Source organism: Sphaerisporangium aureirubrum (genome assembly GCF_042658925.1).
Classification (GTDB): domain Bacteria; phylum Actinomycetota; class Actinomycetes; order Streptosporangiales; family Streptosporangiaceae; genus Sphaerisporangium; species Sphaerisporangium aureirubrum.
The window spans coordinates 16,980-43,764 of the sequence record NZ_JBHSRF010000078.1 but is presented as its reverse complement, the minus strand read 5'-3'; the positions used below and the strand labels follow the sequence as shown (position 1 = coordinate 43,764).

Genomic DNA, 26,785 nt, shown 5'->3' with positions numbered 1-26,785 from the left:
CACCAGCGCACTCCGCCCCTCCATAACCCCCCGCCCCCGCAAACTAGGCTCCCCACACTGCAACCAGTACGTCGCCCACCCCCCCGCCGTCCGCAACAACGCCTCCCCCAAAGGCAGATCCCAACTGGCCGACCACCCACACACCAGTAGCGGAGAGTCACCGAGTACCCGATCGAGCAACGCGTCGACAACAGGGTGATAGGTGTGCAGCGCGGCGGGGGTGTCCCGCACCCCGAGGTTCAGGTAGTCCCCGTGCAGTTTCACCACCAGCGGCCCCACCGGCTCGGCGGCGGCCATCGTGTCCAGGTCGTAGGCGACCCGGGGCGTCAGGCCCGCGTCCTCCAGGGCCTGTTCGAGGTAGCGGTCGAAGTTGGTGGTGAGAAAGGGCCCGAGAAGGCCCTGCGCAGCCATGGCCGCCAGAGCACGGTGCGCCGGGGTGGGGGACGCGTGCTCGAAGAGGTGACGGGGCAGGCTGAGGCGGTCCCCCGAGTCGCCCTGGAGCATGGCGAAGTAGTCGGGGAAACGGCCGAACCTGGCGACGTACCAGTCGACGGGGTCCGGGCCGGGGTCCTCACCGTGGTCGGCGGCGATCAAACGCAGCAGGTCCTCCCCGGTTGCCACACCAGCGGAGTGGGACACCCCGGCGCCCGCGAGCACGGCCACCGGTCGGGGAGAGGAGCGGATGCCGTCCGCGAGCGCCTCGATGGGCACCGGTCTCACATGGAGTACCAGGCTCGGCGCAGGGCCGCCAGCTTCTCCGCCAGGGTGTCCACTTCGGAGTCCTCCGGGAACGTCACGCGGTCCCACCAGGACGGTGCGGACTGGCCGGCGACGCCACCGAGGATGCCGCCCGCGATGGCGGCCACGGTATCGGTGTCGCCGCCCAGGGTGACCGCGTACGGCAGGGCCTCGTTCAGGTCGGACGAGCGGCGGATGACGTGGGTGACGGCGGCGGCGGTCTGAGCGGCGTCCAGGGTGACACCGCCGGGCGGCGGGGTCCAGGTGCCGTCGGCGGCGCGGCGGACGTCGTCGAACTCGGGACGGGCCAGCCACTCGGCCTCGGCCACGGCGGCGGGGAGGATGGCGTCCGCCGACTCGAGCGCCCAGCTCGCCATCGCGGCGACCACGCAGGCCGCGCCGATGGCCAGCGGGCTGGGGTGGGTGCCGCGTGCCAGCTCCCGGACCAGGCTCCGACGCAGGTCGGGATCGGTGACGGGCACGATCCAGCCGGCGGGCGTCATTCGCATGGCCGCGCCGTTGGTGGCGCCGTCGGCGGGATCGGCGGACGGCTCGGGCAGTTCCCCGGTCTCGGCGAAGCGGGCCAGGGACCGGCGGGTGGTGGGGCCGATGCCGCGGATCTCGGACGCGGCGGCGGCGAGGCGCCGGGTGAACTCCTCGGCCGCCGGACGGCCGGAGGTGTCGGCGAGCAGCCGGCTGACCAGCAGCATCTGGCCGGTGTCGTCGGAGGTCGCTCCCTGCGGCCAGCCGTGCGCGGCGGGCAGCTCGAACATCCGGTCGCGGTCGACGGCCTCGGGCGGCCCGCCCTCCCAGGGCACGCCGAGCGCGTCCCCGGCGACGAAGGCGCGCATCGCGGCGGCGACGCGCGTGGCGTCCGGCACCCGGATCTCCGGGCAGCGCACGTAGAGGCTGTCGAAGCCCTCGGTCTGGATGGTGCGCCGGGCCCGGTCGGTCAGCTCCATGCTCCCGGTGTGGTCACCGCGCGCCTGCCGCACCCGGGCGAGTGTGACCTGGCCGTGCGCGATGTCGTACGGAATGCGGCACCGCTCGAAGCCCTCGATGGCGGCCTCGGCCAGATGCTGGGCCTCGTCCAGCTCCCCGGCCAGCACCGACACCTCGGCCTGGCCGCGCAGGATCTTGGAGAACAGCAGGTCGTCCCCGAGGTCGCGGGCGATCCGGGCGGCGTCGGTGAAGTAGGTCCTGGCCTCGTCGAGCTCGCGCATCTGGAGCGCCGCGAGCCCCATGCCGTTCGTCGCGTTGGCCACCCCGCCGATGTCGGACACCTCGCGGTAGATGCGCAGCGCCGCGGCCTGTCCCCGTTGCGCGTCCCCGGGCCGGTCCTCGGCCTCGGCGACCACCGCCTCGTTGACCCGGATGACGGCTTCGACGGACTTGTCCCAGGAGTCGGCGGGCAGCGTGTCGAGCCGCCGCTGCGCCAGCTCCAGCTCCGACTTGGCCGTCTCGACGTCGCCGCCGAAGAAGCTCAGCCGGGCGATGAGCGCGTGCCAGCGCGCCGATTCGTTGGCGTTGCCGTCCGGCCCGACGATGGCCAGCCCTTCCTCCGACAGCCGGACGCCCTCCGCGAACCGCCCGAGGAACAGGCACAGCTCGGCGGCGCGGAACAGGAACGGCAGCCGTTCGTCCCCGTCACCGGCCTCGGCTAGGGCCTGCCGCGACAGTTCGTGCGCGCCGCCGAAGTCGCTGCGGGCGAACGCCAGGTCGGCGCGCAGCAGCAGCGCGTACGGGGCGTCGGCGCGCAGGCCGTCCAGCAGCCGCTCGGCCTCGCCGTGGTTGCCGAGCGCGATCTCGGCCTCGGCCGCGAGGTACGTCATCGCCTCGGCGTCGGCCTCGGTGGGCGCCTCGATGTCGGCCATCAGCGTGATGAGCGAGCGGCAGCGGTCGTACCGGCTCTGGTCGAGCGCGGTGCACATCTCCTCCCGCCACATGCGCACGCCCTCGGCTGGATCCAGCCGGGCTTCGTGGTAGATGCGTTCGAGGCGTGCGCTGAACCCGTCGGCTTGGGACACGGTCCGATAGTAGTCCGCGAGCGCGCGGTGGGCCCGCGCGAGAATGTCCGGGGCGACCCGGCGCAGCGCCCGGCGCAACAACAGGTGAATCGTGTACCGCTCCCCCTGCGGCGACACGAACGAGAAGTTGGTGAGCCGCTGGAACGTCTCGGCGTCCGTGGGGAAGCCGAGCGCGGCGCCGAGCCGGTCGAACAGCTCCCGGTCGAACGCCCGCGCCGCGGACGCCGACACGATGGCCAGCTCCAGGTCGCCGCTCACCCACTGCATGAGCCGCGCGGCCAGCTCGCGTTCCTTGGTGCCGAGCTCGTCGCTGGCCACGAAGCCCTCGGGTCGCAGCGGCACGCCCCGGCGTTCGGCGGCGAGCGCGACGTCGGCGCTGAGGCCGAGAAGCAGCGGGTGCACATGGCCGGGTTCCACGGTGGCGTACCTGATCAGCGCGCCGCGCAGGTCGCCGGCGGCGATCCCAGCCTGCGTCAGGTACTCCTCGGCGAACTCCACGGGCAGCGCCCCGAGCGCGGTGACGTTCACGAACCGGTCGGGGATGGGGTCGGTCAGGGCCTCGGCCCAGCGGGGGTGGCTGCGGGAGGCGATCGCGACGACCAGCCCGTGGTCCAGAGGCAGGCGGCCGACGAGCTGGCGGAACCAGCGCGGGCCACCCCGGTCGGCGAACCGCGCGACGCCGTGCTCACCGGTGAGCGCCTCGAAGGTGTCGAACAGCAGCACGATGCGGTCCGGCCCGCCGCGTTCGGTCAGCGCCGCCCGCATGTCGGCGGCGAAAAGGCGGGGCAGGGCGGCCATGAGGTCGGGGTCGGGCGGCAGCCGCAGTACCTCTTCGACCACCTCGGGCGGCACGCGGCGGCGCAGCCTGCGGCGGCTGAGCAGGTCGTCCAGGCGGTCGCGCATCACCTCGACCAGGGCGGTGCCGACCTGGAAGACGGGCAGGGTCAAGAAGGCGTCGGCGATGGTGGCGGCGACGGCGAGCTCGGAGCGGGGGAAGTTGTCCTGGATCAGCCGCTGCACGTCGCCGCCGGACTTGTGGAGGTACGCGACGGCCGCGAAGTCGAACCGGGGCGTGCGGATGTCGAACTCGGCGAGCTGTCTTTTGAGCAGGAACAGCGCGCCCATCGCCTCCTGGGGCCGCGTGCCGTCGAACGGGGTGGTGCTGAAGTCGAGCAGCGCGACCGGCACCCGCTCGGCCCCGTGCGCCTGTCCGAGCGCGGCGACGAACAGCTCCGGGGGGCGGGCCCGTGCCTCGGCCCACTCGCGGTCGGGCAGCTTGACGCAGCAGTGGTCGCGCAGGTGACGCAGCAGCGCGCTCTTGCCGTTGCCGCCCACCCCGACGAAGAAGGCGATGCTGCGCTGTGGCGGCCGGGCGTGGACGCGTTCGGCGAACTCGCGGCTCAGTTCATAGCGGTCCGCGAACAGCTTGGTGCCTGCCGGGCCTTCGTGGCCCAGCTCATCGAAGATCGACATGCGGCCACCCCGGGTATGAGCAAAGCAACCGTCAAGAGAGTGTATTGACGATCACCCGGAAAGGCACGGCCATGCACGTCCTGTTCGTCCGCCCCTACACCCACCGGGCCGCCGGCCGGGCCGCCGCCACCTCCAGCGACAGTCTCGGCTTCAACGTCACCTGCGCCGACGCCCTGGCGGCCGGGCTCGGGGCGCGGGGGGTGGAGGTGACGTCCGTGACGGGCGGCGGGGACACGCGGACGGCGTGGGTCGGGCGGGCCCTGACGGCGTTCGAACGCCTGCTCACCACCCGTACGCCCGACGTCGTACTGGCGTTCCACGCCTTCTGGCCGTTCACCGTGGAACTGCGGCGGATCATGGACGACGCGGGGTACGGCGGGCCGCTGGTCACCTACACGCACGGCAGCCACTGGGACCCCACAGACCTGTTCCGCTTCGAGCGGTACCCGCGCCTGGCCTGGGCGGACCTCGGCAACCTGCTGTGCGCGGACCGGGTGCTGGTGGTGAGCGAGTGGATGCTCGGCACGGTCCTGGCCCAGGTGCGCGCCGCCAGCACGGCCGCCGCCGGCGAGCTGGCCCCGCGTCTTCGCCGGGTCGGCCTGCCGCTCGACCTCCCCCGCATCGACGCGGCCCGGCGGCCGGAGGAGCCCGGGTCTCCCGTGGTCGTCTTCAACCACGCGCCGGTCGCCGCCAAACGGCCGGAGGTGTTCTTCGAGCTGGCCGGTGAGCTGATGCGCCGTACCGACGCGAGCGTGCTGGTCACCCGCCGGTTCCCGCCGTCCGCCCTCGCCGGGCTCGACCCCGCCCGGGTGCGGCTCGGCGACGACCTGCCGATCGACGACTACTACGCCGCCCTGTGGGGGGCGCACCTCCAGGTGAGCACGGCCGTCCACGAGAGCCTCGGCGTGGCCACCCTTGAGGCCATGGCGACCGGCAACTGCTGCCTGCTGCCCCGGATCGGCGCCTACCCCGAGATCACCGTCCCGGAGGGGTTGTACGACGACCCCGGCGAGCTGCTGTCCCGCCTTGTCGAGATGGTCGAGCGGCCGGGGCCGCGGCGCGAGCTGGCCGCCCGGCAGATGGCGCGGACGCGGGACCGCTACAGCCCCGAGCGGGTGGCCGAGGCCGTCCACGGGGTGCTGCTGGAGGTCTCCCGGTAGAGGCCGTGCGCCTTGATGTAGCTCTCGACGGCCGCGGGGACCAGGTGGCCCACGGGCACCTGGCGGCGTACCAGGGCGCGCACCGCCGTGGAGGAGACCTCGGGCACCGTCAGGGTCACCGGCGTGACGGCGGTGTGCCGCTCCGGCGGCGGATACCCGTTCCGCGCGCACACGACGAGTTGTGCCAGCTCGAACAAAGCCTCCGGTTCCCGCCAGGTGCCGATCCCCGCGTAGGCGTCCGCGCCCATGACCAGGAACAGCCGTACCCGGTCGCCGTACAGTCCGCGCAGTTCCCGCAGCGTGTCGACGGTGTAACTGGGGCCTGGCCGGTCGATCTCCATGCGGCTGACGCCGAACCTGGGGTCGTGACGGGTGGCCAGCGTCAGCATGGCGAGCCGGTGCTCGCCGGAGACCGGAGGCAGCGGCTTCTGCCACGGGTCGCCCGCGGGGACGAACAGGACGTGGTCGAACGCGAGGGCGTTCGCGACCGCCGCGGCCTTGGAGAGATGCGCGTTGTGAATGGGGTCGAACGTGCCGCCCAGGATGCCCAGGCGGAGGAGATGTGGGTCAATGTTTGAAATTGTTAATCGGGATATTCATCTGGACAAGCCGCTATTTTCATCACAATCGTGACAGGTGCCGGGTGATCGCCACCCATCGTTGCCGGACCGTCAGCAGCGACAGGAGCACGACCACGACGGTGGCGGGCCACACCTGGCCGATGAGCAGCCCCACGACCAGCACCCGCTTGCGGTTGGTCAGCGAGGCGACACCCACCTGGAACAGCCGGTTCATCGAGTCGTGGTCCATCCCGGCCGTCGCCAGCGCCGCCTCGCCCTTCGCCTTGATGTAGCTCACCGAGAGCGCGGCCCCGCAGGCCATGACCGCCCAGACGGCCGAATGCCCCGTCACGTCCAGCCAGTAGGCGATCCCGCAGTAGATCACCGCCTCGCTCAGCCGGTCGCTGGTCGCGTCCAGCAGCATGCCCCGCACCCCCGCTCGCCCCTGCAGGCGGGCCAGCTCGCCGTCCAGGACGTCCAGCGGCAGCGTCACCGCCAGCAGGACGGCGGCGGGAATGAGGTGTCCGAGGGCGATGAGGACGGCGATCGGTACGTGCAGGGCGGCGCCTCCCAGCGTCACCATGTCCGGGGTCACCCTGCCCCGGCCCACCCGGTCGATCGCGGCGGCCAGGCGGCGCATCAGGCGGCGCGTCATGTCACCGCGTCCCTGATCACGCTGAGGTGGGTCGTGGCCGGGGCGTTCCCTGGGATCTCGTTCACCCGCGCAGTTCCGTTCATGTACATGGCTCATGTCTCTGGCCCGTCCATCATGAGGGCGATGAGGCCGTCGGTGATCGCGGGGGTTGGGTTCACCACCCCGACGCGGGTGAGCGCCGGCGGGACTTTGCCTTATGTGGTTCGTGCGTGACGTTCGCAGGGCTGGGGGTGGGCATCTCCTATTCGAGCCTGGGTGTTCGGGGGAGGGAGATCATCGTGGCGTTTCGTCTTCCTGGGGCTGGGCCGCGGGCTGCGCGTGCTCGGGTGGTGGTGTTGTACGGGGGGCAGAGTCCTGAGCATGCGGTGTCGCTCGCCAGTGCGCGGGGGGTGCTGGAGGGGCTTAATGCTCGGGTGCACGAGCCGCTGGCTGTGGTCATCTCGGGGGAGGGGCGGTGGGCTACGCCGGGGGACTCTTCCGGCGTGGTGCTCGATCTGTCCACGGGGGAGTTCCTGCGGTATGGGGCGGGGCGGGCGGTGTACTCGCTGGGGCGGCCGGATGTGGTCTTTCCCGTGTTGCATGGGCCGCTCGGGGAGGACGGGACGGTGCAGGGGCTGCTGGAGCTGGCGGGGCTCCCTTACGTGGGGAGTGGGGTGCTCGCCAGTGCGGCGTGCATGGACAAGGAGTGGACGAAGCGGCTGGCCGCCGCCGCGGGGATTCCGATCGCGCCTTACGCCGTGGTCGACGGGGTGCGGCCCACCATCGGGGGGCTGCTCGACCGGCTCGGGACGCCGGTCTTCGTCAAACCCGCCCGGGGTGGGTCGAGCATCGGGGTGTCGCGGGCGGCCACGCCGGGTGAGCTGGATACGGCGCTGCGGGTCGCGGCCGGGTACGACTCCAAGGTTCTCGTGGAGGCGGGGATGCGGGGGGTCGAGGTGATGTGCGGGGTGCTGGAGCTGAGCGGCGAGCCTGTGGGCAGCCCGCTCGCCGAGGTGTCGCTGGACGACGGCGGCTTCTTCGACTACGACGCCAAGTACGCCTCGCCCCATCCCCACTTCACGGTGCCGGCCCGGCTGGACGACACCACCACCCGCCGGGTCCGGGACATGGCGACGACCGTGTTCCGGGTGCTCGGCTGCCGGGACCTGGCGCGGGTCGACTTCTTCGTGACGCCCGCCGGGAAGGTCCTGCTCAACGAGGTGAACACCATGCCGGGCTTCACCCCGCACTCGCTGTTCCCGCAGATGTGGAAGGCGGCGGGGCTGGGGTACCCCGACCTCCTCGACCACCTGATCCGTGCGGCCCTGCGCTCCCCCGCCACGGGCCTGAGGCCGGCCGCCTGAGCGGACGCGCGTGTCAGGTCCGGGTGATCATCCGCAGGGTGGCCATGGCGGCGCTGTGCACGGACGCGGCGGTGTCGCGCATGCGCTGCTGGTGCGCGGCCAGGGCGGGTAGCAGGGGGGCTTCGCCGCGGGCCACCGGGGCCAGCTCGTCGCGGAGGGAGACGGCGTCCTGGAAGGCGAGGTTGGCGCCGAGGCCGCCGGGGGGCATGGGGTGGGCCGAGTCGCCGAGCAGGGTGACCGGGCCCGGCTCCCAGGCGGGGAGGGGGTCGGCGTAGCGGATCGGGCCGAGGCCGCTGTTTCCCCGGTCGGCCTCGCGGATCATCGCGCGCAGGAGCGGATGCCAGCCGCGGACGAGGTCCGCCACGAAGTCGACGCCGTCGCGCACCTCCTCGGACGCCTCGTGCGCGCCGGGAGGCAGCAGCAGCACCCAGCGCAGGTAGCTGCTCGTCTCGGGCAGCTTGACATCGGGTGCCAGCTCGGCGGCGGCCTCGTGGGGCGGGCGGCGGAACGGCATCTTGCCGATGAACAGGTTGAGGTTCCCGTCCTGGACCAGGGTGCTCCAGCCGGGCACCAGCGGGGCGAGCTCCGGAGTCAGCGGCGTCCGGCCTATGACGCCGGCGACACCGGTGTCGAGGATCTCGACGGACGGCAGCAGCTGCCTGCACACGGCCGACCCCATGCCGTCCGCACCCACCAGCAGGTCCCCGGTGACGGTGGTGCCGTCGTCGAAGAACGCGCGGACCCCGCCACCGGGCAGCGGCTCGTAGGCGTCGAATCTCTTGCCGAAGTGGACGTGGCCGTCCAGCCCGGCGTGCAGCAGGTGCCGCAGCACGTGGCGGTCGAACAGCAGCCCCTCGTCCTGGACGGGGGTCCGGCCCAGCTCGTTGAGCCGCGTGTCGACGGCCCGGCCTTCGCCGGCCATGTCGCCGCTGACGGCGTGCAGCAGGGGATGCAGCCGCTCGGGCAGGCAGCGCTTCAGCGCGGGCAGGCCGCGGTCGCCGAGTCCGATGCGGTAGCCCTGGAACCTGGCCTCAAGGCCCGCGTCCCGCTCGTACACGTCCACCGCCACGCCTGCCCGCAGCAACGACTGGGCCAGGGCGAGCCCGCCGAGGCCGGCCCCGATAACGATCACACGCATGTTCGATGACTCCTCATCGCGAAGTGAACTAAGTTCACGTGAACAAAGTTCACTCTAGAATAGTCCTGGACGGCTGCACAAGGAGGATGCGATGTCCCGGCGGGACGACGTGCTGAAGACGGCCCTGGAACTGCTGGACGAGGTGGGGATCGACGACCTCACCGTCCGCAGGCTGGCCGACCGGCTCGGCGTGCAGCCCGGTGCGCTCTACCGCCACTTCCCGAGCAAGCGCGCCCTGCTCGACGCGATGGTCAAGCAGATCGTCTCCACGGCCTCGGCGGACCCGCCCCCCGGCGGCGACTGGGCCGACCACCTCCGCGCGATGGCCTCGTCCGCTCGCGACGCCATGCTGGCCTACCGCGACGGCGCCCGGCTCCTCGCCACGTTCCACGACCCCGGCCCCGCCGCGGTGGCAGCGTTCCACCGGATCGTCGGCCTGCTCCACGCCGCCGGAGTGCCGTCCGGCACCGCCCTCGTCGCCGTCGACACCGTCTTCTCCTACGTCAACGGCTTCACCATCGAGGAGCAGGCCCGCAGGAACGAGGTGCCGCTGGACCGGCGGAACCAGGACTTCCAGGCCGGCCTGGGGTTGATCATCGCCGGCATCCGCGCCCAGCTGACCTGACAGGGGCCTTGCCACCCATCTTCCGACATACGTAGTCACCTGCGAGGAACTGCGCGGCAAGATCCCGGACGAGTTCTACGACCTGATCTCCGGCCTGGCCACCCGCCCGGCCGTGGAGGACCTCGGCGTCGCCAGAGGGCTGTCAGCCACCGACCCCCTTCAGATGACCAACGAACGCCCCCCACTGAGCAGAGCCGAAGACGACGACCGGGCCCCCGGGACACTTACTGTCCCGCACGGCCCGGCGTCCGCCTGGGAGGGCGGCCACCTCAACACAGTTGCCCCCGTCATCACCGGACAGGCTGGACTTACGCCACTGCGCTGCGGCGAGTTCATTGTTCACGTGGACCATCTCCGCGTCGTCTCCTTGATCATGTCGCTCGACTCATGCCGGGCCAGTGCGTCCACCCGGATCAGGTCGTAGCGGAGCGACAGGTACCTCACCTCATCGGAGCGGACGCTCACCGGATCCTCCGTACTCTGCGACTCGACATAAGCCGCAGGCGGCGTCCCTTTGGGCATGTCCGCGACAACAAAACCACCCAGCAACCCAAGCACGCTCCGGGCTTTATGCGGTAGCACCTGTAGGGATATATGGGAGTTTTCTCCCATGTCGAGAAGGTGCTCGAACTGCGCCTTCATGATCGCAGGGCCGGCAATGGGCCGGTAGAGTATCCCTTCATCGATGATGACCCAGAGCATCGGGGGCACCGGCCGCTTCAGGATGTTCTGCCGCTCCATTCTCGCCGCCACGCGCTCCTCCGCTTGCTCAGCGGAGATTCCAGGTCTACGACTCAGAATGACGCGTGCGTAATCCTCTGTCTGGAGCAATCCCGGCACCATCAACGGCTCCCACATCCGCAGGGCCTCCGCCTCCCGCTCGAACTCCAGCCAGGGACGGAACCAACGAGGCAACTGCGCCGCCGCCCGGTTCAGCCGATCGAGCAGCCCGGTGAGCGTGCTCCCCAACCCCAGCGCGTCGTCCATCCTTCGCGCCAGATCCGGAGTAGGCCCCCGGTGCCCGTTCTCGATCATGCTCAGCTGACTGATCGACAGATGCACCGCCTCGCACAGCTTTCGCTGCGTAAATCCTTGAGAAAGTCGGAATTTGCGTAATTCTGTCCCAAATTGCAGGCGCGGTGATACGGATGGATCCGGTTCCAGAGGGACGGTCATCTCCTGGATCCCCTCTCTCGCACTCGACGTCACGTCACCGCCCATCATCAGGGAGTTCGCCGACTCACGCGACGGGGTCCACAGGACTGTGAATAAATTGCGAACCCGGAAATCCATTCCCGATCCCCACCTCTTTGCGACCGTGTGATGGTCAGCAATCCAAGTGGCCCGATAACCCGGCCACCCCGGTCGGGAAAGGCATTCCATGACCCCGGACGCGCACCGAGAACTCACCCTCCCCGCCACCCCCGAATCCGCCTCCCGCGCCCGCGCCGAGGTCCGCGACTGGCTGGGGGAAGACCACCCGTGCTACGAACCGGCCCGCCTGGCCGTCTCGGAACTCGTCACCAACGCCATCCGCCACCCCCGCCTGAACACCACCCCCACCCCGCAGCCGGTGACCCTCCGCCTGCTCATGACCGGCACCCACCTCCGCATCGAGGTCACCGACCACGGCCGAGGCACCCCCACCCTCCGCACCTCGTCACCCTCCCCCCTCTCCGAAGGCGGCCGAGGCCTCCCCATAATCGACCACCTCTCCGAAGGCCACTGGGACACCCATCCCAACCTCACCGGCCCCGGCCGCACCGTCTGGTGCGAGCTTTCCCTCACCCCCCTGACGCTCCCTTTTATGGAGTCAGCCACCCGGCCAGTGCCATAGAGATCTGGTCACGACACGGCTGCGCAGCGTGTGCGGCCCCAGTGAGCCGCACCAGAATGAGGATGTGCGTAACCAATGGGGGCACATCCGACGGTGGACACCTCGGCGAAGGTGGACGGCCGCCACGCTCGCCATCTGCGTACCGCTGGTGGGGCTGTGGTTCCTGCTGCGTCTGCTAGGGCTGGAGATCGTCGCCAACGTCGCCGGACTGGTGTCCCTCATCGTCCCCCTGACCACAGGTGTGATCGGGTGGGCGCGTACGCGGCAGCAGCCTCCCGTACCGGCCGCCGAGCCGAGCCCTGCGGCGGTGAGCGAGCTGGTCGCCACCATCACCGAGACCATGGACCGCGTCCAGCACTCGATCGACCGGCAGCGCGCCCTCGCCGGCGGCCTCACCGAGATGCGCGACCGCCTCACTCAGGCGGCCGAGCGACTGACCGGCCGGCGCCAGGCGCTACGACTACAGCTGGCCGCCCAGGAGACCGGGGAGCCCGCCGAACGCGACCAGTTGAAGGCGGAGAACGCCCGATTACGCCGGGAACTGGCCGAGACCCAGGAACGGCTGCGAGCGGCCGAGCGATTACGCGACGACGTGGAACGCCGGCTGGCCGAGGCGGAACGCAGGCACAGCGAGGCCCAGCAGCTTCACCGGCAGGCCAGCACGCAAGCCGAACAGGCCACCCGGCGCCTCGCCGACCACAAGATGCTCCCAGCCGGTCCACATACCGTGCACAGCACCGCCGGACCTGCGATCGAGGCCGCGAAGCTGATGGGACAGGCCGACCAGGAACGCGCGAGGCAGATCCTCGAACAGGTCGACCAGGTGCTCCACCAGGACGCCGACACCCTCCGGCAGGCCCGTCACGATCTCACCGAGAGCGCCACGACCGTCGACCGGTTCGAGAACGCCGGAGCGAGGGACGAATCGGCACAGCACGCGAACCCTCCGGCAGGGAACGCGGCACTTCCGTCGATCACCAAGGTGGCGCTGGCCGCGTTCGCCTTCCTGACGTCGGTGGCGATAGGCACGTTGATCGCGTACCTCCTCGGCTGGTTGTCACCACCTCGCGACACCATCTGGACCTTCGCCACCGACGGCAGCGTGTCCTCCAGCCCGGCGGTGGCCTACGCCACGGTCTACGTCGGCAGCGAGGATCACAAGGTGTACGCGCTGGACGCCCGCACCGGGGACCTCCGCTGGACCTTCATCACCGGCGGTCCCATCTCCTCCAGCACCGCGGTATCCGACGGCATCGTCTACGTCACCAGCACCGACAAGAACGTGTACGCGCTCAACGCCACCACCGGAACCCTTGTGTGGTCCCGGAGCACCAGAGGCCCCATCACCTCCAGCCCGACCGTCGCCAACGGCGTCGTCTACTTCGGCAGCGACGACAACAGGGTCTACGCAATCGACGCCGAGAACGGAACCGTCCGCTGGGTCCACTCGACCGGTGACGACGTGTCTTCCAGCCCGGTGGTGGCCGACGGAACCGTCTACGTCGGCAGCACCGACACCAAGGTCTACGCACTGAACGCCGTCACCGGGATCGAACGCTGGAACCGCTCCATGGGCGACTCCGTCTTCTCAAGTCCGGCGGTGAACGGCGGCACCGTCTACATCGGCGGTTACAACGCCACGGTCTACGCGCTGAACGCCGTTAACGGGGCCATCCGCTGGACCTACACCACCGGCAACTTCGTCTATTCCAGCCCGGCCGTGGTCAACGGCGTCGTCTACGTCGGCAGCCACGACAACAGGGTGCGCGCCCTGAACGCCGCGACCGGGAAACGTTAGCCGCACTTTTCCTGGTCGGTGAGGTCTCTGGGGGCTGGAGCGATCCATGTGCGAGGTCCACCTCAGGGTGCGAGCATCGGCGGACGACCTGGAGGGGGGAATGACGTGAGTGAGATCGCGGTTCGGCCGAACGAGACGACGGTGCCGTTGATGCCGTGCGCGTCGGTGGAGGAGACCTTGGCGTTCTATGAGGCGCTGGGGTTCGAGGCGACCTACAAGCAGAGCAAGCCCTATGTCTATCTGGCGCTGCGATGGAGCGGATTCCAACTGCACTTCGGCCCGGCGCCCAAAGGGCTGGTTCCGGCCCGTGAGGAGTCCGGAGGCTGCGTGGTCATGGTCGACGCCGTGGCGCCGTATCACGCGGCGTTCGTGGCGGCGATGCGCCGGGTCCCCGGCAAGGTGCTGAGTTCCGGACTGCCGCGGATCACTCGCTTCCGGCCGGGCGCGTCCCGGTTCACGCTGATCGATCCGTCCGGGAACTCGATCGTCTTCATCCAGCGTGACGAGCCGGTCGAAGTGGAGTACGGCGGTTCGAAGAAGCTCACAGGCCTGGCCAAGGCCCTCGACAACGCCAGGATCCTGCGCGAGTTCAAGAACGACGACCTGCAGGCTTTCCGCGCGCTCAAGTCCGCGGTGCGCAGGCACGGCGCGGACGCCCCGGTGGTCGAGCGGGCCATCGCCTTGTGCCACCTCATCGACCTGGCCACGGTCCTCGGCGAGCCCACCGATCCCTGGGGTGCCAATTTGCGCGGCCTGGAGCTCGGCTCCGGCGACAGGCAGCGCATCGAGTCAGAACTCGGGCATCTGACCGGACTTCAGGAGTGGCTTCCATAAAAGGGGCAGAATTACGCCGGCGAGGACGTTTCAGCAAAGTCAGCGGTATAATACTTTCACTGAAATGTCCGCGAGCCGCGCTCGCCCGGGTGTGCTGACGTACGCTCGACCATGTGACGCGGAATCGGATCGCGGCAGGACTTATCATCTGTGCACTTGTGGCACTGATCGCCATCTGGATCTTCGCAGGACCGAACGAGGCAAATCAGATCGGTGGCATTATAGCCACGATCGTCGCAATCTTCTCCGCTCTTCTATGGGCGCTGAATAACAGCCTATCTTTCCGCGCCGGCAATCCAGGGCCCGCGCAACTGGACCTCGCGGCCCGGGAGCTGCGGGAGGCACTGACGGTGCAGTGGGGAGAGGAGGCGAAACTGCGCGGGCTGCGGCAGGTCGCGCCCGCGACCGTCAGGTGGACCACATTTCCGTCCCTCACCCGGATCGAAAGCGTGCCCGAAGGACCGTGGAACAGCGACTACGAGCGGGAGATCCATGGACTCCACACTTCGGCCCCTGGTCATCGGCTGGTCGTCGTGGGGCCTCCCGCCTCCGGCAAATCCGTCTTCGCGCTGCTGCTGACCCTCGCCTTGCTGGGGAGGCAGTCGAGCACCCAGCCCGTCCCGGTCATGCTCAGCCTGTCGTCGTGGAATCCTCAGACCGAGGAGTTCGAGAGCTGGGTCGAGCGCCGGCTCAGCGACACCTATCCATTTCTCAACAACAGCACGGTTTACGGGCTCAATCCCGCACGTCAGTTATGGAAGACCCAGCGCATCACGCTGATACTCGACGGACTGGACGAGATCGCGGAGGCCGGCCGCGCCATGGCGGTCCACAAGCTGCGGCAGGCATTCCCACCGGACACGGCGTTCGTGATCACTTGCCGTTCCAGAGAATATGACGAACTACGCGATTCGGGTCTCCGGTTCGCGAAATCGACCGAGGTCGTACTGCGGCCACTGGCGACCGACGACGTCATCGCATACCTCTATGAGGCGACAGACCCACCCGGCCACCACACGTCGGCGAATCAGCCCTCATCCCGGACGTGGGTCCGGAAACTGCTGACCGGAAAAAAGAACCGGGAGCCGCGACGCGATCGGCTGACCAAGGCACTGAAGTCGGACGAGTGGGGGCCGGTGTTCCAGGCCCTGTCGGGTCCGGGGAACACACCGCTCAAGCAGATCATGTCCGTCCCGCTCTACGCCTCCCTCGTCCGGATCAAGTACGGCGCCGGCGACGCGCCACCGGCGACGCTCCTCGAAGACGTCCGCGACCGCGACACCGGACACATCAAGGTGTTTCTCATCGAGGACCTGATCGCCCGGTTCGGCGGCCCGGGACAGCTGGCCGACGGCGCCGGCCATGGCCCGGACACCGGCAGGCGGCTGCTGGAGTTCCTGGCGATCCATCTCACCCGGCTCAGACGCCCGGCGTTCGAGTGGTGGAGAGTTCACGAATTTCTGAGTCCCAGGACGTGGGCCGTCCTCGCGGGTCTGTGCACAGGCCTGATCTACCCGCTGACCATCGAGTTACCGGAGGGCCTGAAGCGAGGCACGGCGGTCGGGGTGACGTTCGGGATCATGATCGGGCTGACCAGAGGAACCCTGAGCGGCCGGCGCTTGGGGCTGGTGAGCGGGTCGGTCGCGGTGGTGTCGGTCTTCGCGGGCGGGGCCGGAATCGTCGGCCCGTACGAGGCCGGGTTCGTGGCCGCGGAACTGGGGGCCGCGCTCGGCGTGGTCATCTCCTTCATGGCGGCCATGCAGCATTCGGCACGGAGGCTCTGGCAGGCCGCGCTGCTGGCGGGGGCGGGGGCCGCGGTGGCCACAGGTATTCACGACGCGCTCGAAGGCGGGGCGACGGCCGGCCTGGTGCGCGCGTCCACCACGACGATCGGCATCGCCATCGGCGTCGCGGTCCCGGCGTTGATCTGCCGGTGGCAGCACGTCGGCCGGCCACCTCCGCAGCCCGCGTTGCTGAACGTCTCACGGGCGCGACGTGAGCGCCGGCTCCTGCCCTACCTCGTGGTCGGGGCCGCCAGCGGACTCGTCGTCGGAATGGGTCCCGCGCTCATCGGCGCGTTACGGTACTGGTTCTCCCAGGGCATCGAGCGAGCGATCAACTACGGCTCCGTCGTCGGACTGTCCTATGGCCTGACCCTCGGGCTCGCGGTGGGCCTGACCGGCGGATACGTCAGATGGATCAGCCAGCCACCGGCGGACTCCATCGCCGCCACACCACAGAGCACGCTCCGGGCGAGCCGGGCCGTCGCCATCACCTACCTGCTCGTTCCCCCGCTCGGCGCGGCAGGGATGATGCTCGCCCTGCGGCATTTGATGGTGGAGGTGTTCCGGCTCGGAGACTCGATGAGCGACCTGTCCGCGAACCTGTCCCCCTTCAACGGAGCCGCGGTGGGACTGTGCATCGGCGCGGCCCTGGCATGCTGCTTCAGCCAGTGGCCGTCACTGCAACTGGTGCGGATCTCGCTTTGGCTCTCCAGGAACAGCCCGCTACGTCTGATGAGGTGCCTGGAGAGGGCGAGAAGGCACGAGATCCTCCGGCAGGACGGAGCCGTCTACCAGTTCCGTCACGAGGAGATCCAGCAGACGCTGGTCAAGCCGCAGGACTCGGACGCACCTCCCGCCCGCTGAGACAGGCCGTCGTTCCGCCGTGCCGTCAGTGGGCCTCGACGATCATGCCGGCGGCCACCGTGGCGTTGGTGGACTCGTCGATCAGGATGAAGCCGCCGGTGAGGCGGTTACGGGCGTAGTCGTCGACGAACAGGGGCTGGGTCACGCGGAGGGAGACTCGGCCTATCTCGTTGAGGGTGAGGGTGGTGGCGGCCTCGTCGCGGTGGAGGGTGTTGACGTCCAGGCGGTAGTGGAGGTCGCGGACCAAGGCCCTGGCGGTGCGGGTGGAGTGTTTGATCATGAACTTGGAGCGGGGGCCGAGTTTGGGGGCGTCGGACATCCAGCAGATCATGGCTTGGAGGTCCTGAGCGGTGTGGGGGCGGTTGTTGGGGCGGCAGATCATGTCGCCCCGGGAGATGTCGATGTCGTCGGCCAGGCGGAGGGTCACCGACATCGGGGGGAAGGCCTGGTCCACGGGGCCGGCGAAGGTGTCGATGGAGGCTACGCGGGTGGTCAGGCCGGAGGGGAGGTGCATGACCTCGTCGCCGGGCTTCAGGACGCCGCCCGCCACCTGGCCGGCGTAACCGCGGTAGTCGTGGAAGTCGTGGTCGTTGGCGCGCTGGGGGCGGATCACGTACTGCACGGGGAAGCGGACGTCCACCAGGTTGCGGTCGGAGGCGATGTGGACGTTCTCCAGGTGGTGGAGCAACGAGGTGCCCTGGTACCAGGGCATGTTCTCCGAGCGGGAGACGACGTTGTCGCCGTGCAGGGCCGAGATGGGGATGAAGGTCAGGTCGCCGATGTTGAGCTTGGCGGCGAACTGGGTGAACTCCTCGCGGATCTCCTCGAAGCGCTCGTAGGAGTAGTCGACGAGGTCCATCTTGTTCACGGCCAGCACCAGGTGGGGCACCCGCAGCAGGCTGGTGAGGAAGGCGTGGCGGCGGGACTGCTCCAGGACGCCCTTGCGGGCGTCGATCAGCACGATCGCGAGGTCGGCGGTGGAGGCGCCGGTGACCATGTTGCGGGTGTACTGGATGTGGCCGGGGGTGTCGGCGATGATGAACTTCCGCTTCGGCGTGGCGAAATAGCGGTACGCCACGTCGATGGTGATGCCCTGCTCGCGCTCGGCCCGCAGCCCGTCGGTGAGCAGCGACAGGTCGGTGTACTCGGTGCCGCGGTCCCGGCTGGTGCGCTCGACGGCCTCCAGCTGGTCCTCGAAGATCGCCTTGGAGTCGAACAGCAGGCGGCCGATGAGCGTGGACTTGCCGTCGTCGACCGAGCCCGCGGTGGCGAAACGCAGGATGTCCATCAGAAGTAGCCTTCCTTCTTGCGGTCCTCCATCGCGGCCTCGGACGTCCGGTCGTCGGCACGGGTGGCGCCTCGCTCGGTGATCCGGGTGGCGGCGATCTCGGCGATGATGTCCTCGACGGTCGCGGCGGTCGACTCGACCGCGCCCGTGCAGGTCATGTCGCCCACGGTGCGGTAACGCACGACGGCCTCGAAGACCGGCTCGTCGTCGCCGCGGTTGGTCACCGGGTCGTCCGGGAGCAGCATGCCGTCCCGCTCGAACACCTTGCGGGTGTGGGAGTAGTAGATCGACGGGATCTCGATGCCCTCACGGCGGATGTAGTCCCAGATGTCGAGCTCGGTCCAGTTGGACAGCGGGAACACCCGGATGTGCTCGCCCTTGCGGATGCGCGCGTTGTAGAGGTTCCACAGCTCGGGACGCTGGTTCTTCGGGTCCCACTGGCCGAACTCGTCGCGGAAGGAGAAGACCCGCTCCTTGGCGCGGGCCTTCTCCTCGTCGCGGCGTGCGCCGCCGAAGACCGCGTCGAACTCGTTCTCCTCGATCGCGTCGAGCAGCGTGGTGGTCTGGAGGCGGTTGCGGCTGGCCCGCCTGCCGGTCTCCTCGGCGACCCGGCCCGCGTCGATGGACTCCTGCACGGACGCCACGACCAGCCGCGCGCCGAGCTCTTCGACGCGGCGGTCCCGGAAGTCGATGACCTCGGGGAAGTTGTGCCCGGTGTCGACGTGCATCAGGGGGAACGGGATGGGCGCCGGCCAGAACGCCTTCTCCGCGATGCGGAGCATGACGATGGAATCTTTGCCACCGGAGAAGAGCAGGCAGGGACGCTCGAACTCGGCCGCGACCTCGCGCATGATGTGGATGGCCTCTGCTTCAAGGACATCCAGCTGCGACGTGGTGTAGTCGCTCTGCAACATCTCCTCGTTCCTCCGGATCAGAGTCGGCCCCTCGGCCTAGCGGTGCACGTCTCGGATGCCGGCGAGCAGCGTCGGCGCCAGATCCGGTAGGGAGACCAGGATATCCGGCAGCGAGGGGTTGCTTTGGTTGTACGCCAGCACGGAGCCGTCGATCCGGCTCGCGTGGGCGCCCGCCGCGACGGCGACGGCGACCGGCGCGGCCGAGTCCCATTCGTACTGCCCCCCCGCATGGATGTATGCCTCGACCTCGCCGGTGAGCACGGCCGCGATCTTCGCGCCCGCGGAGCCCATGGGGACCAGGTCGGCGTCGATCAGGTGGGCCAGTTTGCGGACGAACTCCGGGGGACGGGTGCGGCTGACGGCGATGCGGACCCGGCCGTCGCGGACCGGCAGGGGGCGGGGGTCGGCGGTGGTGAGGGTGACGCCCTGCGCGGGGAGGGCGACGGCGCCGGCGGCCAGGGTGCCGTCGCCGTCGCCTCGCTGCCACAACGCGACGTGGACCGCCCAGTCGGCGCGGCCCTCCTCGCCGAACTCGCGGGTGCCGTCCAGGGGATCGATGATCCATACGCGGTCGGCGGCCTGGCGGCGGGGGTCGTGCCGCTCCTCGCCGGTGCCCTCCTCGGAGAGCACGAGGTCGCTCGGGCGCAGGCGGGAGAGGGACTCGACGAGGTAGGCGTGGGACTCGCGGTCCCCCGCGCCCCGCAGGGCCGTCGGGTCCGCGAAACCGTCCCTGGCGCGCAGGGCCAGCAGTCTCGTGCCCGCCTCGGTGGCCAGGTCCCCCGCGAGTGCGTGGTCGTCGCGTATCGTCACGATGCCCTTCCCCTTGCTCGCTGTCTGCCAGATGGTGCCCCGGATCAGTAGGCGCCCGAACCGCGCGCCACGGCGGACCAGGTCTTCCAGAGGATCTGCAGGTCCAGGGTGAGAGACCAGTTCTCGACATAACGCAGGTCCAACCGTACCGATTCCTCCCATGAAAGATCGGATCTGCCGTTCACCTGCCAGAGGCCGGTCATGCCCGGCCGGACGACCAGGCGGCGGCGTACGTCGTCGCCGTAGCCCGCGACCTCCTCGGGGAGCGGGGGGCGGGGGCCCACCAGGGACATGTGGCCTCTGAGGACGTTGGCCAGCTGGGGGAGCTCGTCCAGGGAGAGGCGGCGCAGCCAGGCGCCGAGGGGGGTGATCCTGGGGTCGTGCCTGATCTTGAACAGGACACCGTCCCGGTCGCTGACCAGGCCGACGCGGTGGAGCTCGGCGTTCAGGTGCATGGTGCGGAGCTTGAGGATGGTGAACTCGGCGCCGTCGCGGCCGACTCTGGTCTGGCGGAACAGGGCCGGGCCGGGGCTGGTGGCCCTGATGGCTATCGCCAGGGTGACGAGGAGGGGGGCGAGGACGGCGAGGGCCAGGGCGGCGCCGGTGCGGTCGAAGAGGTTCTTCAGGAGGCGGCGGATTCCGGACAGCTCGGGGTGTTCCACGTGCAGGAGGGGGAGGCCGGCCACCGGTCTGATCGTGGTGCGGGGGCCCGCCACCTCCATCAGGGCCGGGGCCACGACCAGGTCGGTGCGGGTCTTCTCCAGGCGCCAGGCCAGGCGGCGCAGCGCCGTCCCGTCCAGTTCCGGGCAGGCGAGCACGGCGACCGTGTCCGCGTGTGCCTGGCCGACCACCAGGGGGACGTCGCTGAAGTCGCCCAGCACCGGGACGCCTTCCACCTCCCCGGCGATGTCGTGCCGGGGGAGGCAGGCGCCGACGATGTGCATGCCGTGGTAGGGCTCCCTGCGGAACCTCCTGACCAGCTCGGCGACGGCCGGACGGTGTCCCACGGCGACGACCCTGCGCATGCACATTCCCCTCGACCGCAGCAGGTGGAGCCGTCGCCGGAGCCCGTACCGGCAGGTCAGCGTGAGCACCGTCATCAGGGGGAGCGCCAGGACGACGTACCCCCGCGCGAGTTCCGTCTTCGTGACGTACGCCGCGATGGCCACCCCGGCCGTGAGCAGGAACCCGCACTGGCTGATCCGCCGGAACTCCTCCGACCCCACCCCGATCAGCCGCGCCTCGTATGACCGATTGACCCCCACCATCGCCACCCAGACCAGCGGCAACACCAGACTGAGCACCACATAAGGCGCCACGTACGCCGTGATGTCCCCGAAGCGCACCGCGAGCGCCGCTCCCCCCGCCAGGAACCCGCACCCCAGGTCCCCGGCCACCGCCACCACCCGGTACCTCCGCGCCCATCGGGGCAGGCGCCCTCGGCTTTCCTGCTCCGAGGGGACGTCCGGGGGCGGGACGGCCCGTACGGGACCGCCGCCCGACGGGCCGAGGGGAGGTGTGGTGAGGGTGGCGGTGGGGTGGTCGCCGTTCAGGGCTCATCCCTCCGGGTAGCCGAGTGAGCACGTTCCGTGAGGGATGTTAGCCGGAGCGTGACCGGGGCTTGGGGATTTCCTGAATAAAGCCGGTGGGTCAGCGGGGGGGCTTGGCGGGGTTGAGGTCCCCCGCGTGGAAGGTGTTCTGGGTGACTTCCAGGCCCGAGGTGATCAAAGATTCGACGACGTCGGCGGCGCGGTCCACCAGGAAGGGGAGGTCTTTGCGCTCGGCGGTGGCGAAGTCGCGCAGGACGAAGTCGGCGGGGTCCTGGCGGCCCGGGGGGCGGCCGATGCCGAAGCGGACCCGGAGGTAGTCCTTGGTGGCGAAGGACTTGGTGAGGGAGCGCAGGCCGTTGTGACCGTTGTCGCCGCCGCCCAGTTTGGCGCGGAGGGCGCCGTAGGGGATGTCCAGCTCGTCGTGGACGGCCACGAGGTGGGCGGGGTCGATCTTGTAGAAGTCGGCCAGGGCCTTGGCGGGGCCGCCGGAGAGGTTCATGTAGGAGCGGGGCTTGGCCACCACCACGGGGACACCGGAGAGGCGGCCCTCGACGATCTCGGCGCGGGACTTGTGGGCCTTGAAGCGGCCGCCCATGCGGGAGGCCAGCTCGTCGGCGACCATGAAGCCCGCGTTGTGGCGATTGCCTTCGTACTCGGGACCCGGGTTGCCCAACCCGATGATCAACCAGCGGTCCACGACGACATCTCTCCGTTCACACGGGACGGACAGGGCGGACCGGCCGCCCTGTCCGTCGCGGGGAGGTTATTCGGCCGACTCGGCGGAAGCGGTGGCCTCGGCGGCCTCGGTCTCCTCGCCCTCGGAGGTCGTCGGCATGACCGAGACCTGCAGGACCACGGTCTCGGGGTCGGCGGCCAGGGTGGCGCCCTTGGGGAGCTTCAGGTCGCCGGCGGTGACGACGGCGCCGATCTCCAGGCCCGTGATGTCGACCTCGACGTGGGTCGGGATGTGGGTGGCCTCGGCGTCCACCGCGATCGACATGAGCTGCTGGTCGAACAGGCCGCCCGGGGCGATGTCGCCCTTGGTGGTGACCGGGATCTCGACCGTGACCTTCTCGCCGCTCTTCACCAGCAGCAGGTCGACGTGCTCCAGGAAGCCTCTGATCGGGTCCCGCTGCACGCCCTTCGGCAGCGCCAGCTCGTTGACGCCCTCGCCCTCGAGGCGGATCAGAACATTCGGGGTGCGCAGCGCGAGCAGCAGGTCGTGACCCGGGAGGGTGAAGTGCTTGGGCTCGATGCCGTGGCCGTAGAGAACGGCGGGAACCTTGTCGGCGCGGCGGATCTTACGCGCGGCACCCTTCCCGAAGACGGTACGGGGCTCAGCGCTAAGACGAACTTCAGACACGGCATGTCTCCTAGGGACTCAGGACCGGAACCGCGCTCACCCTCACCCGCCCTAGCGGAAGGCGTTACGAGCGCACACGATGAGAAGAGTCTACCCGGCCTCGTCATCGCCCGAGTCCCCGAGACCACCGGGCCGGACCTCCGCCTGGCGTTCCCGTGTGAAACCCCGCGGTCTGACCCCTTGATCTTTTAGCTCGATCCAATCGCCACCACAGCAACCCGATTACCCCGTTTTGCGTGCATAAGATGCATTCGCGCAGATTGAGTCAATATCCTTATAAGTACATCTATACCCGGAAAAATCTTATAGATATGACTTTCCAGGTTAGATCCGTGCTTTATAGTGAACCTCCCCATGACTTAGGGAGCCAATGACGCGTGATGAGACCATGAACGTCAGCGGCGAGCCACCTGAGCCGGATCGCATGCGAATCGATGCGCAAGTTCACGACAGGGCGCGAATGTACGTCGCCAACCGCGACCTGACGATCAACACTGCCCCGGCGGCCGAAGACCCTTTCCTGCAGGGAGTCACGTACCTCCAGAGAAAACAGTACTCGCTCGCGACGACGGCACTCGAACTGGCCACACGCGATCCACGGAACTCCGCGCGAGCACACTTCCTGCTCGCCGTGGCTCTTCTCGACGGAAGGCGGCCACGACTGCACCAGAACGGACGTCGCGGAATAAAGCGCATCGAACGGGAACTCGAACAGGCTCTTTCTCGATCACCGGACCACGCGGGCGCGTTGTTGCTGTGGGCGATAATCAAAGAGGACTACTACCAGGGGAATCACTACGACTTCTCCCCTCCGCCGCCTGGCGAGTTGCTCTCCTCCGCGCTCGGCGCGCTCGACGCAGCCGATGAGGCCAATGACGAGGACGTGGCGGCCATCCTGACGCACGTCGAGGCGGGCGGAAGCAGCGTGCGGCGCTTTCTCGAAGAACACTTCCAGCGGAAGAAAGAGCAGTGACCTCATGAACCCACAGATCCCACGCCCGCCCGAGTTGGTCCGCGCCTACTTCGTGGCGCCGCCTGACCCACGCGACCGGTCAGGTGGTTCTGGCCTGATATTCGGAGGACTTGTCGTGGCGATCGTGACCTGGATCGTCACGTGGAGCATCCTGACCCCTTCGGATACGACGTACCCGGACGGCTCCGTCTCCCAGACCGCCCCGGTGCTCGGAGGTGCCGGATACCTCGTGGCCATCGGACTTCTGATCGCGGGAAGTTACATCGGCTGGCGGATGTTCGCCACCGGGGTCGTGCGGGTGCGCCGCTATACGAGACAGGCCAACGCGCGGCTCGGCGCGGCCAGTGAAGAGGAAATGGCCAAATGGCTGACGAGTGACGTAGAGGCCGTCCAGCAGCAGGCCGCCAAGGAGCTTAACATCCCGGAAGAGTCGATGCTCGTCAAGCCCACCGTGATGATCGGCCCTGCTTTTCCCACGGACTACGCCATGCACAAGGGCGAGCCGCGATTCGCGACCTACGAGGCGGCCGTCATCTGCCTGACGGACGCATACCTGTGCGTCTACTCCTGTTTGATCAATTTCGTCGAAGGCAAATTAGAACTGGAGACGACGCACGAGTTCATGCTGTCCGACGTCACCTCGATAGCGACGGTCAACGACAAGCTCGCCAGTCGTGGCGGCAGCGGCTCCAACGGCGAGGCCGTGCGCATGGACGGCCTCATCAAAATCGGGTACATAACTCCCGCCGATGTGAGCGTGACCCAGGACTTCCGGATCACCCTCACGAGCGGCGAGGCGTTCTCCATCACCGTTGCCAGTCACGCGAACGGCCTGAGCATCACGCGAGAACGGGCCTATCTGCGTGCTTCGGTGATAGTGAAAGCACTGCGGTCGTCGCTACGCGAACTCAAGAGGGCGTGACGAGGGCGTCGCCTTCGAAGAGGCCCGCGCGACGCCGGACGGATGCCCGTCCATCTGGGACGCTCTCTTCTCCGGCGCGGCGACGGCGAGACGTGGTACGGCGAAATCGGCGCCGTCGTACGGCGAGGAACCCACCATGGGTCGCCAGCGACAGCCGACGTCAAGAGATCAACGACCTCAAACCCTTCTCCGGCTGGGGTGGATGGCCCCACCCGTTTTCGACTCCGACCCATGTCGAGCACAGCCCACCCGATCCCGGGGACATCCAGCACCGCACGCGGACGTCACCCCGCGCGCGGGGGGCCCGCCTCCCGCAGCGCCGACAACGCCGCCTCGGTGTGGCCGGGGGTCCGCGCCGTGGCCCGCAGGGCCGCACGGCTCGGGCACCCTCACCCACGGCCGCACGGCTCGGGCACCTCACCTTGGCCGTACGGCTCGCGCGCACGGCCCCAAGTCGGCGAGATGGTCTGACACCCGCAGGCCGCCCGGACGTCCTGCGCGGCGGGATACCTTCACGGGGGCCTCCTGGGCCTGTGTAGGCGTGGCCGGGGCGAGAAGGCGCTCATCCCGTTACCGTCCCAGCGCCTGGGCGGAGCGAGGAGGCGTCCGCGTGTACCCGCCAGGCGAGTGGGAGTGCGATCAGTACCACGGCTTGGATCGCGAGTAGCGCCGGAACGATGCCCCAACGGTCTGCCACCTGGCCGGCTGCCAGGGCGACGAGCGCGTAGAGCATGCTGCCGAGCAGCGATGCGAGCGAACCCATCGTCGCGCGTTCCCGGTCGGTGAACTCTCGTTGCAGCAACGTCTGCTGGGCGATCGTCGACATGCCGTAGGCCGGTGACCCGAGCAGTACGGGCGAAAATAGCGTCGGCTTGATCAGCGCCACGAAGTTCGTCACGTTGTCGAACAGCTCGCCGAACAGCAGCGTGCGGGCCGCGCCCACCCGGCCGATCACCCAGCCACTGACGCGGAAGCCGGCGAAGGCCACGCCGTGGCCGAAGGTGCGCCACAGGCCCAGTGCCCAGAGCGGCCACAGCCCTGCCACGAAGACAGGCGACAACTGGGCCGCGCTTTCGCTGCTGTAACGAAGCGCCGACACCAGAGTCATCCGGCGGAGTACCGGATTACGGCGGATGCCGCGCAGGGCCGATCCGAGATGCGCCAGCACGTTCGATTCCAGCGGGCCGTGCACCCGCGGTTCCCGGACCCGCAGGGCGACGAGCACGCACAGCACTTGCGGCACGACCGACAGCGCGACCACCACACGCGGCGACCACGCGCCGGCGACCACGCCACCTAGGGCTGCCGCCAGTGCGAGCGCGATCTGGAACATCGAGTTCACCCGGCCCGAGTGCCGGGGGAACTCCTCATCCCGGCCGGCTTCGAGCAACGTGTCGTAGAGCAGAGACTCGTTGTTGCCGCTCCACAGTGAGGTCGCCAATCCCTCCAGCACAACAGCTGCCAGAAGGAGGCCGTAGCCCCAAGCGCCGGCGTACCCGAGATGGGCGGCCACCATGACGACGGCACCGGCGATCATCGTGCCGCGGCGGCCGAGGCGGTCGGAGAGCACCCCGGTGGGGACTTCGAACGCTGCCGAAGACAGCATCTTCACCGCCAGGAGGCTGGCGGCAGCGGTGTACGAGCCGGTGACCTGCGCGAAGTAGATGACCATGATCGGCCCGTACATGCGGAAGTCGCCGAAGAAGTTGAACCAGCTCAGCAGGCGGACATTCCGGTTGACAGTCTGATCAGCGGAGCTCGGAACAGGCGGAGCCGACCTCGACCGTCGAGATTTCCTGCCGGACGGGGCAGCTATCAGGCGTTCGACCAGGACACGTACACGCAGCAGCGAATATTGACGAGCGGACACAGCAGAACTCCCGGAAAGGCGGACGGAGACGCCAAACGGCGCCAAGGGCCGGTGACACGCGTCACCTCGCCCCGGCGACCGGGATGTGTGCTGACTTTGCTGCTACACGCGCGGCGTTACACGCCTGCGACTGCGGCCACCAAGGGGCGAACGGAAGCTCTGGTCTTCGTTGTGGACATCAGTGCTCCTCAATTCCCCAGGCGGACGGGATTCCGCACCGGTTTTCAACTCTAGCGACCGAAAACCCTACGTGTCCGCT

23 protein-coding genes are annotated in these 26,785 nt (G+C 69.2%); 9 read left to right on the top strand and 14 right to left on the bottom strand.

Annotation, left to right across the window (positions count from 1 at the left end; all coding sequences use genetic code 11):
• Positions 1-711, bottom strand: a 711-nt coding sequence (locus ACFP1K_RS33720; protein WP_380761071.1) for an SIR2 family protein, incomplete at its 3' end; no start/stop codon positions are given.
• A 5-nt stretch (positions 712-716) separates the two neighbouring features.
• Positions 717-4,238, bottom strand: a complete 3,522-nt coding sequence (locus tag ACFP1K_RS33715; RefSeq protein ID WP_380761069.1) for an ADP-ribosylglycohydrolase family protein — start codon at positions 4,236-4,238, stop codon at positions 717-719.
• A gap of 44 nt (positions 4,239-4,282) precedes the next feature.
• Between ACFP1K_RS33715 and ACFP1K_RS33710 the strand changes: the two genes are divergently transcribed.
• Entirely contained in the window at positions 4,283-5,398 is a 1,116-nt protein-coding gene (locus ACFP1K_RS33710) for a glycosyltransferase family 4 protein (RefSeq protein ID WP_380761067.1), read from the top strand.
• On the opposite strand, the gene nadD is transcribed toward ACFP1K_RS33710, so the two are convergent.
• Entirely contained in the window at positions 5,338-5,940 is a 603-nt protein-coding gene (gene nadD, locus ACFP1K_RS33705; protein WP_380761079.1) for a nicotinate-nucleotide adenylyltransferase, read from the bottom strand. The genes ACFP1K_RS33710 and nadD overlap by 61 nt on opposite strands.
• 79 nt (positions 5,941-6,019) lie before the next feature.
• Positions 6,020-6,613, bottom strand: a complete 594-nt coding sequence (locus ACFP1K_RS33700; protein ID WP_380761065.1) for a CDP-alcohol phosphatidyltransferase family protein — start codon at positions 6,611-6,613, stop codon at positions 6,020-6,022.
• A 26-nt stretch (positions 6,614-6,639) separates the two neighbouring features.
• Here ACFP1K_RS33700 and ACFP1K_RS33695 point away from each other — a divergent pair, with 26 nt between their 5' ends.
• Positions 6,640-7,956 (top strand): D-alanine--D-alanine ligase family protein, encoded by a 1,317-nt coding sequence (locus tag ACFP1K_RS33695; RefSeq protein WP_380761063.1) that lies wholly within the window; start codon positions 6,640-6,642, stop codon positions 7,954-7,956.
• A 13-nt stretch (positions 7,957-7,969) separates the two neighbouring features.
• Here the strand turns inward: ACFP1K_RS33695 and ACFP1K_RS33690 are convergent, their stop codons facing one another.
• A complete protein-coding gene (locus ACFP1K_RS33690) occupies positions 7,970-9,094 on the bottom strand; it encodes an FAD-dependent oxidoreductase (RefSeq protein ID WP_380761061.1) in 1,125 nt (374 codons plus the stop codon).
• Between the two features lie 91 nt (positions 9,095-9,185).
• Between ACFP1K_RS33690 and ACFP1K_RS33685 the strand changes: the two genes are divergently transcribed.
• Complete coding sequence (locus ACFP1K_RS33685) at positions 9,186-9,719, top strand: TetR/AcrR family transcriptional regulator C-terminal domain-containing protein (RefSeq protein WP_380761059.1); 534 nt, start codon at positions 9,186-9,188, stop codon at positions 9,717-9,719.
• A gap of 142 nt (positions 9,720-9,861) precedes the next feature.
• Here the strand turns inward: ACFP1K_RS33685 and ACFP1K_RS33680 are convergent, their stop codons facing one another.
• A complete protein-coding gene (locus ACFP1K_RS33680) occupies positions 9,862-10,071 on the bottom strand; it encodes a DUF397 domain-containing protein (protein ID WP_380761057.1) in 210 nt (69 codons plus the stop codon).
• Complete coding sequence (locus ACFP1K_RS33675) at positions 10,059-10,895, bottom strand: helix-turn-helix domain-containing protein (protein WP_380761055.1); 837 nt, start codon at positions 10,893-10,895, stop codon at positions 10,059-10,061. Before ACFP1K_RS33675 ends, ACFP1K_RS33680 begins: the two co-directional genes overlap by 13 nt.
• Before the next feature lie 205 nt (positions 10,896-11,100).
• On the opposite strand from ACFP1K_RS33675, the gene ACFP1K_RS33670 reads away from it, so the two are divergent.
• The 4 genes from ACFP1K_RS33670 to ACFP1K_RS33655 all read left to right on the top strand — a co-directional run bounded on the left by ACFP1K_RS33670 (position 11,101) and on the right by ACFP1K_RS33655 (position 16,836).
• Positions 11,101-11,556, top strand: coding sequence for an ATP-binding protein (locus ACFP1K_RS33670; protein WP_380761053.1), 456 nt, complete (start codon positions 11,101-11,103; stop codon positions 11,554-11,556).
• A 64-nt stretch (positions 11,557-11,620) separates the two neighbouring features.
• The gene (locus ACFP1K_RS33665; RefSeq protein ID WP_380761051.1) at positions 11,621-13,354 is read left to right on the top strand and encodes an outer membrane protein assembly factor BamB family protein; all 1,734 of its coding nucleotides are present in this window, start codon (positions 11,621-11,623) and stop codon (positions 13,352-13,354) included.
• A gap of 105 nt (positions 13,355-13,459) precedes the next feature.
• Positions 13,460-14,188, top strand: coding sequence for a glyoxalase (locus ACFP1K_RS33660; RefSeq protein ID WP_380761049.1), 729 nt, complete (start codon positions 13,460-13,462; stop codon positions 14,186-14,188).
• Between the two features lie 158 nt (positions 14,189-14,346).
• Positions 14,347-16,836: an NACHT domain-containing protein gene (locus tag ACFP1K_RS33655; protein WP_380761047.1), complete on the top strand. Its 2,490-nt coding sequence runs from the start codon at positions 14,347-14,349 to the stop codon at positions 16,834-16,836.
• Between the two features lie 25 nt (positions 16,837-16,861).
• Here ACFP1K_RS33655 and cysN read toward each other — a convergent pair whose 3' ends face one another.
• From cysN to ACFP1K_RS33625, 6 genes are all read right to left on the bottom strand, one after another.
• Positions 16,862-18,124 carry a sulfate adenylyltransferase subunit CysN gene (gene cysN, locus ACFP1K_RS33650; protein WP_380761045.1) on the bottom strand — a complete coding sequence of 421 codons (1,263 nt, stop codon included), beginning with the start codon at positions 18,122-18,124 and terminating at the stop codon, positions 16,862-16,864.
• Positions 18,124-19,038 (bottom strand): sulfate adenylyltransferase subunit CysD, encoded by a 915-nt coding sequence (cysD, locus tag ACFP1K_RS33645; protein ID WP_380761043.1) that lies wholly within the window; start codon positions 19,036-19,038, stop codon positions 18,124-18,126. Before cysD ends, cysN begins: the two co-directional genes overlap by 1 nt.
• 36 nt (positions 19,039-19,074) lie before the next feature.
• Positions 19,075-19,851: a 3'(2'),5'-bisphosphate nucleotidase CysQ gene (locus ACFP1K_RS33640; RefSeq protein ID WP_380761077.1), complete on the bottom strand. Its 777-nt coding sequence runs from the start codon at positions 19,849-19,851 to the stop codon at positions 19,075-19,077.
• A 41-nt stretch (positions 19,852-19,892) separates the two neighbouring features.
• Complete coding sequence (locus ACFP1K_RS33635) at positions 19,893-21,281, bottom strand: sugar transferase (protein ID WP_380761075.1); 1,389 nt, start codon at positions 21,279-21,281, stop codon at positions 19,893-19,895.
• A gap of 217 nt (positions 21,282-21,498) precedes the next feature.
• Entirely contained in the window at positions 21,499-22,077 is a 579-nt protein-coding gene (gene pth, locus ACFP1K_RS33630; protein ID WP_449329171.1) for an aminoacyl-tRNA hydrolase, read from the bottom strand.
• A gap of 84 nt (positions 22,078-22,161) precedes the next feature.
• Positions 22,162-22,761 (bottom strand): 50S ribosomal protein L25/general stress protein Ctc, encoded by a 600-nt coding sequence (locus tag ACFP1K_RS33625; protein ID WP_380761039.1) that lies wholly within the window; start codon positions 22,759-22,761, stop codon positions 22,162-22,164.
• Between the two features lie 370 nt (positions 22,762-23,131).
• Here ACFP1K_RS33625 and ACFP1K_RS33620 point away from each other — a divergent pair, with 370 nt between their 5' ends.
• Together ACFP1K_RS33620 and ACFP1K_RS33615 are read left to right on the top strand one after the other, a co-directional pair.
• Positions 23,132-23,734, top strand: coding sequence for a hypothetical protein (locus tag ACFP1K_RS33620; protein ID WP_380761037.1), 603 nt, complete (start codon positions 23,132-23,134; stop codon positions 23,732-23,734).
• Positions 23,735-23,849: 115 nt separating this feature from the next.
• Positions 23,850-24,656 (top strand): hypothetical protein, encoded by an 807-nt coding sequence (locus tag ACFP1K_RS33615; RefSeq protein WP_380761035.1) that lies wholly within the window; start codon positions 23,850-23,852, stop codon positions 24,654-24,656.
• A gap of 562 nt (positions 24,657-25,218) precedes the next feature.
• Here the strand turns inward: ACFP1K_RS33615 and ACFP1K_RS33610 are convergent.
• Positions 25,219-26,526, bottom strand: a complete 1,308-nt coding sequence (locus ACFP1K_RS33610; protein WP_380761033.1) for an MFS transporter — start codon at positions 26,524-26,526, stop codon at positions 25,219-25,221.
• Positions 26,527-26,785: the final 259 nt, after the last annotated feature.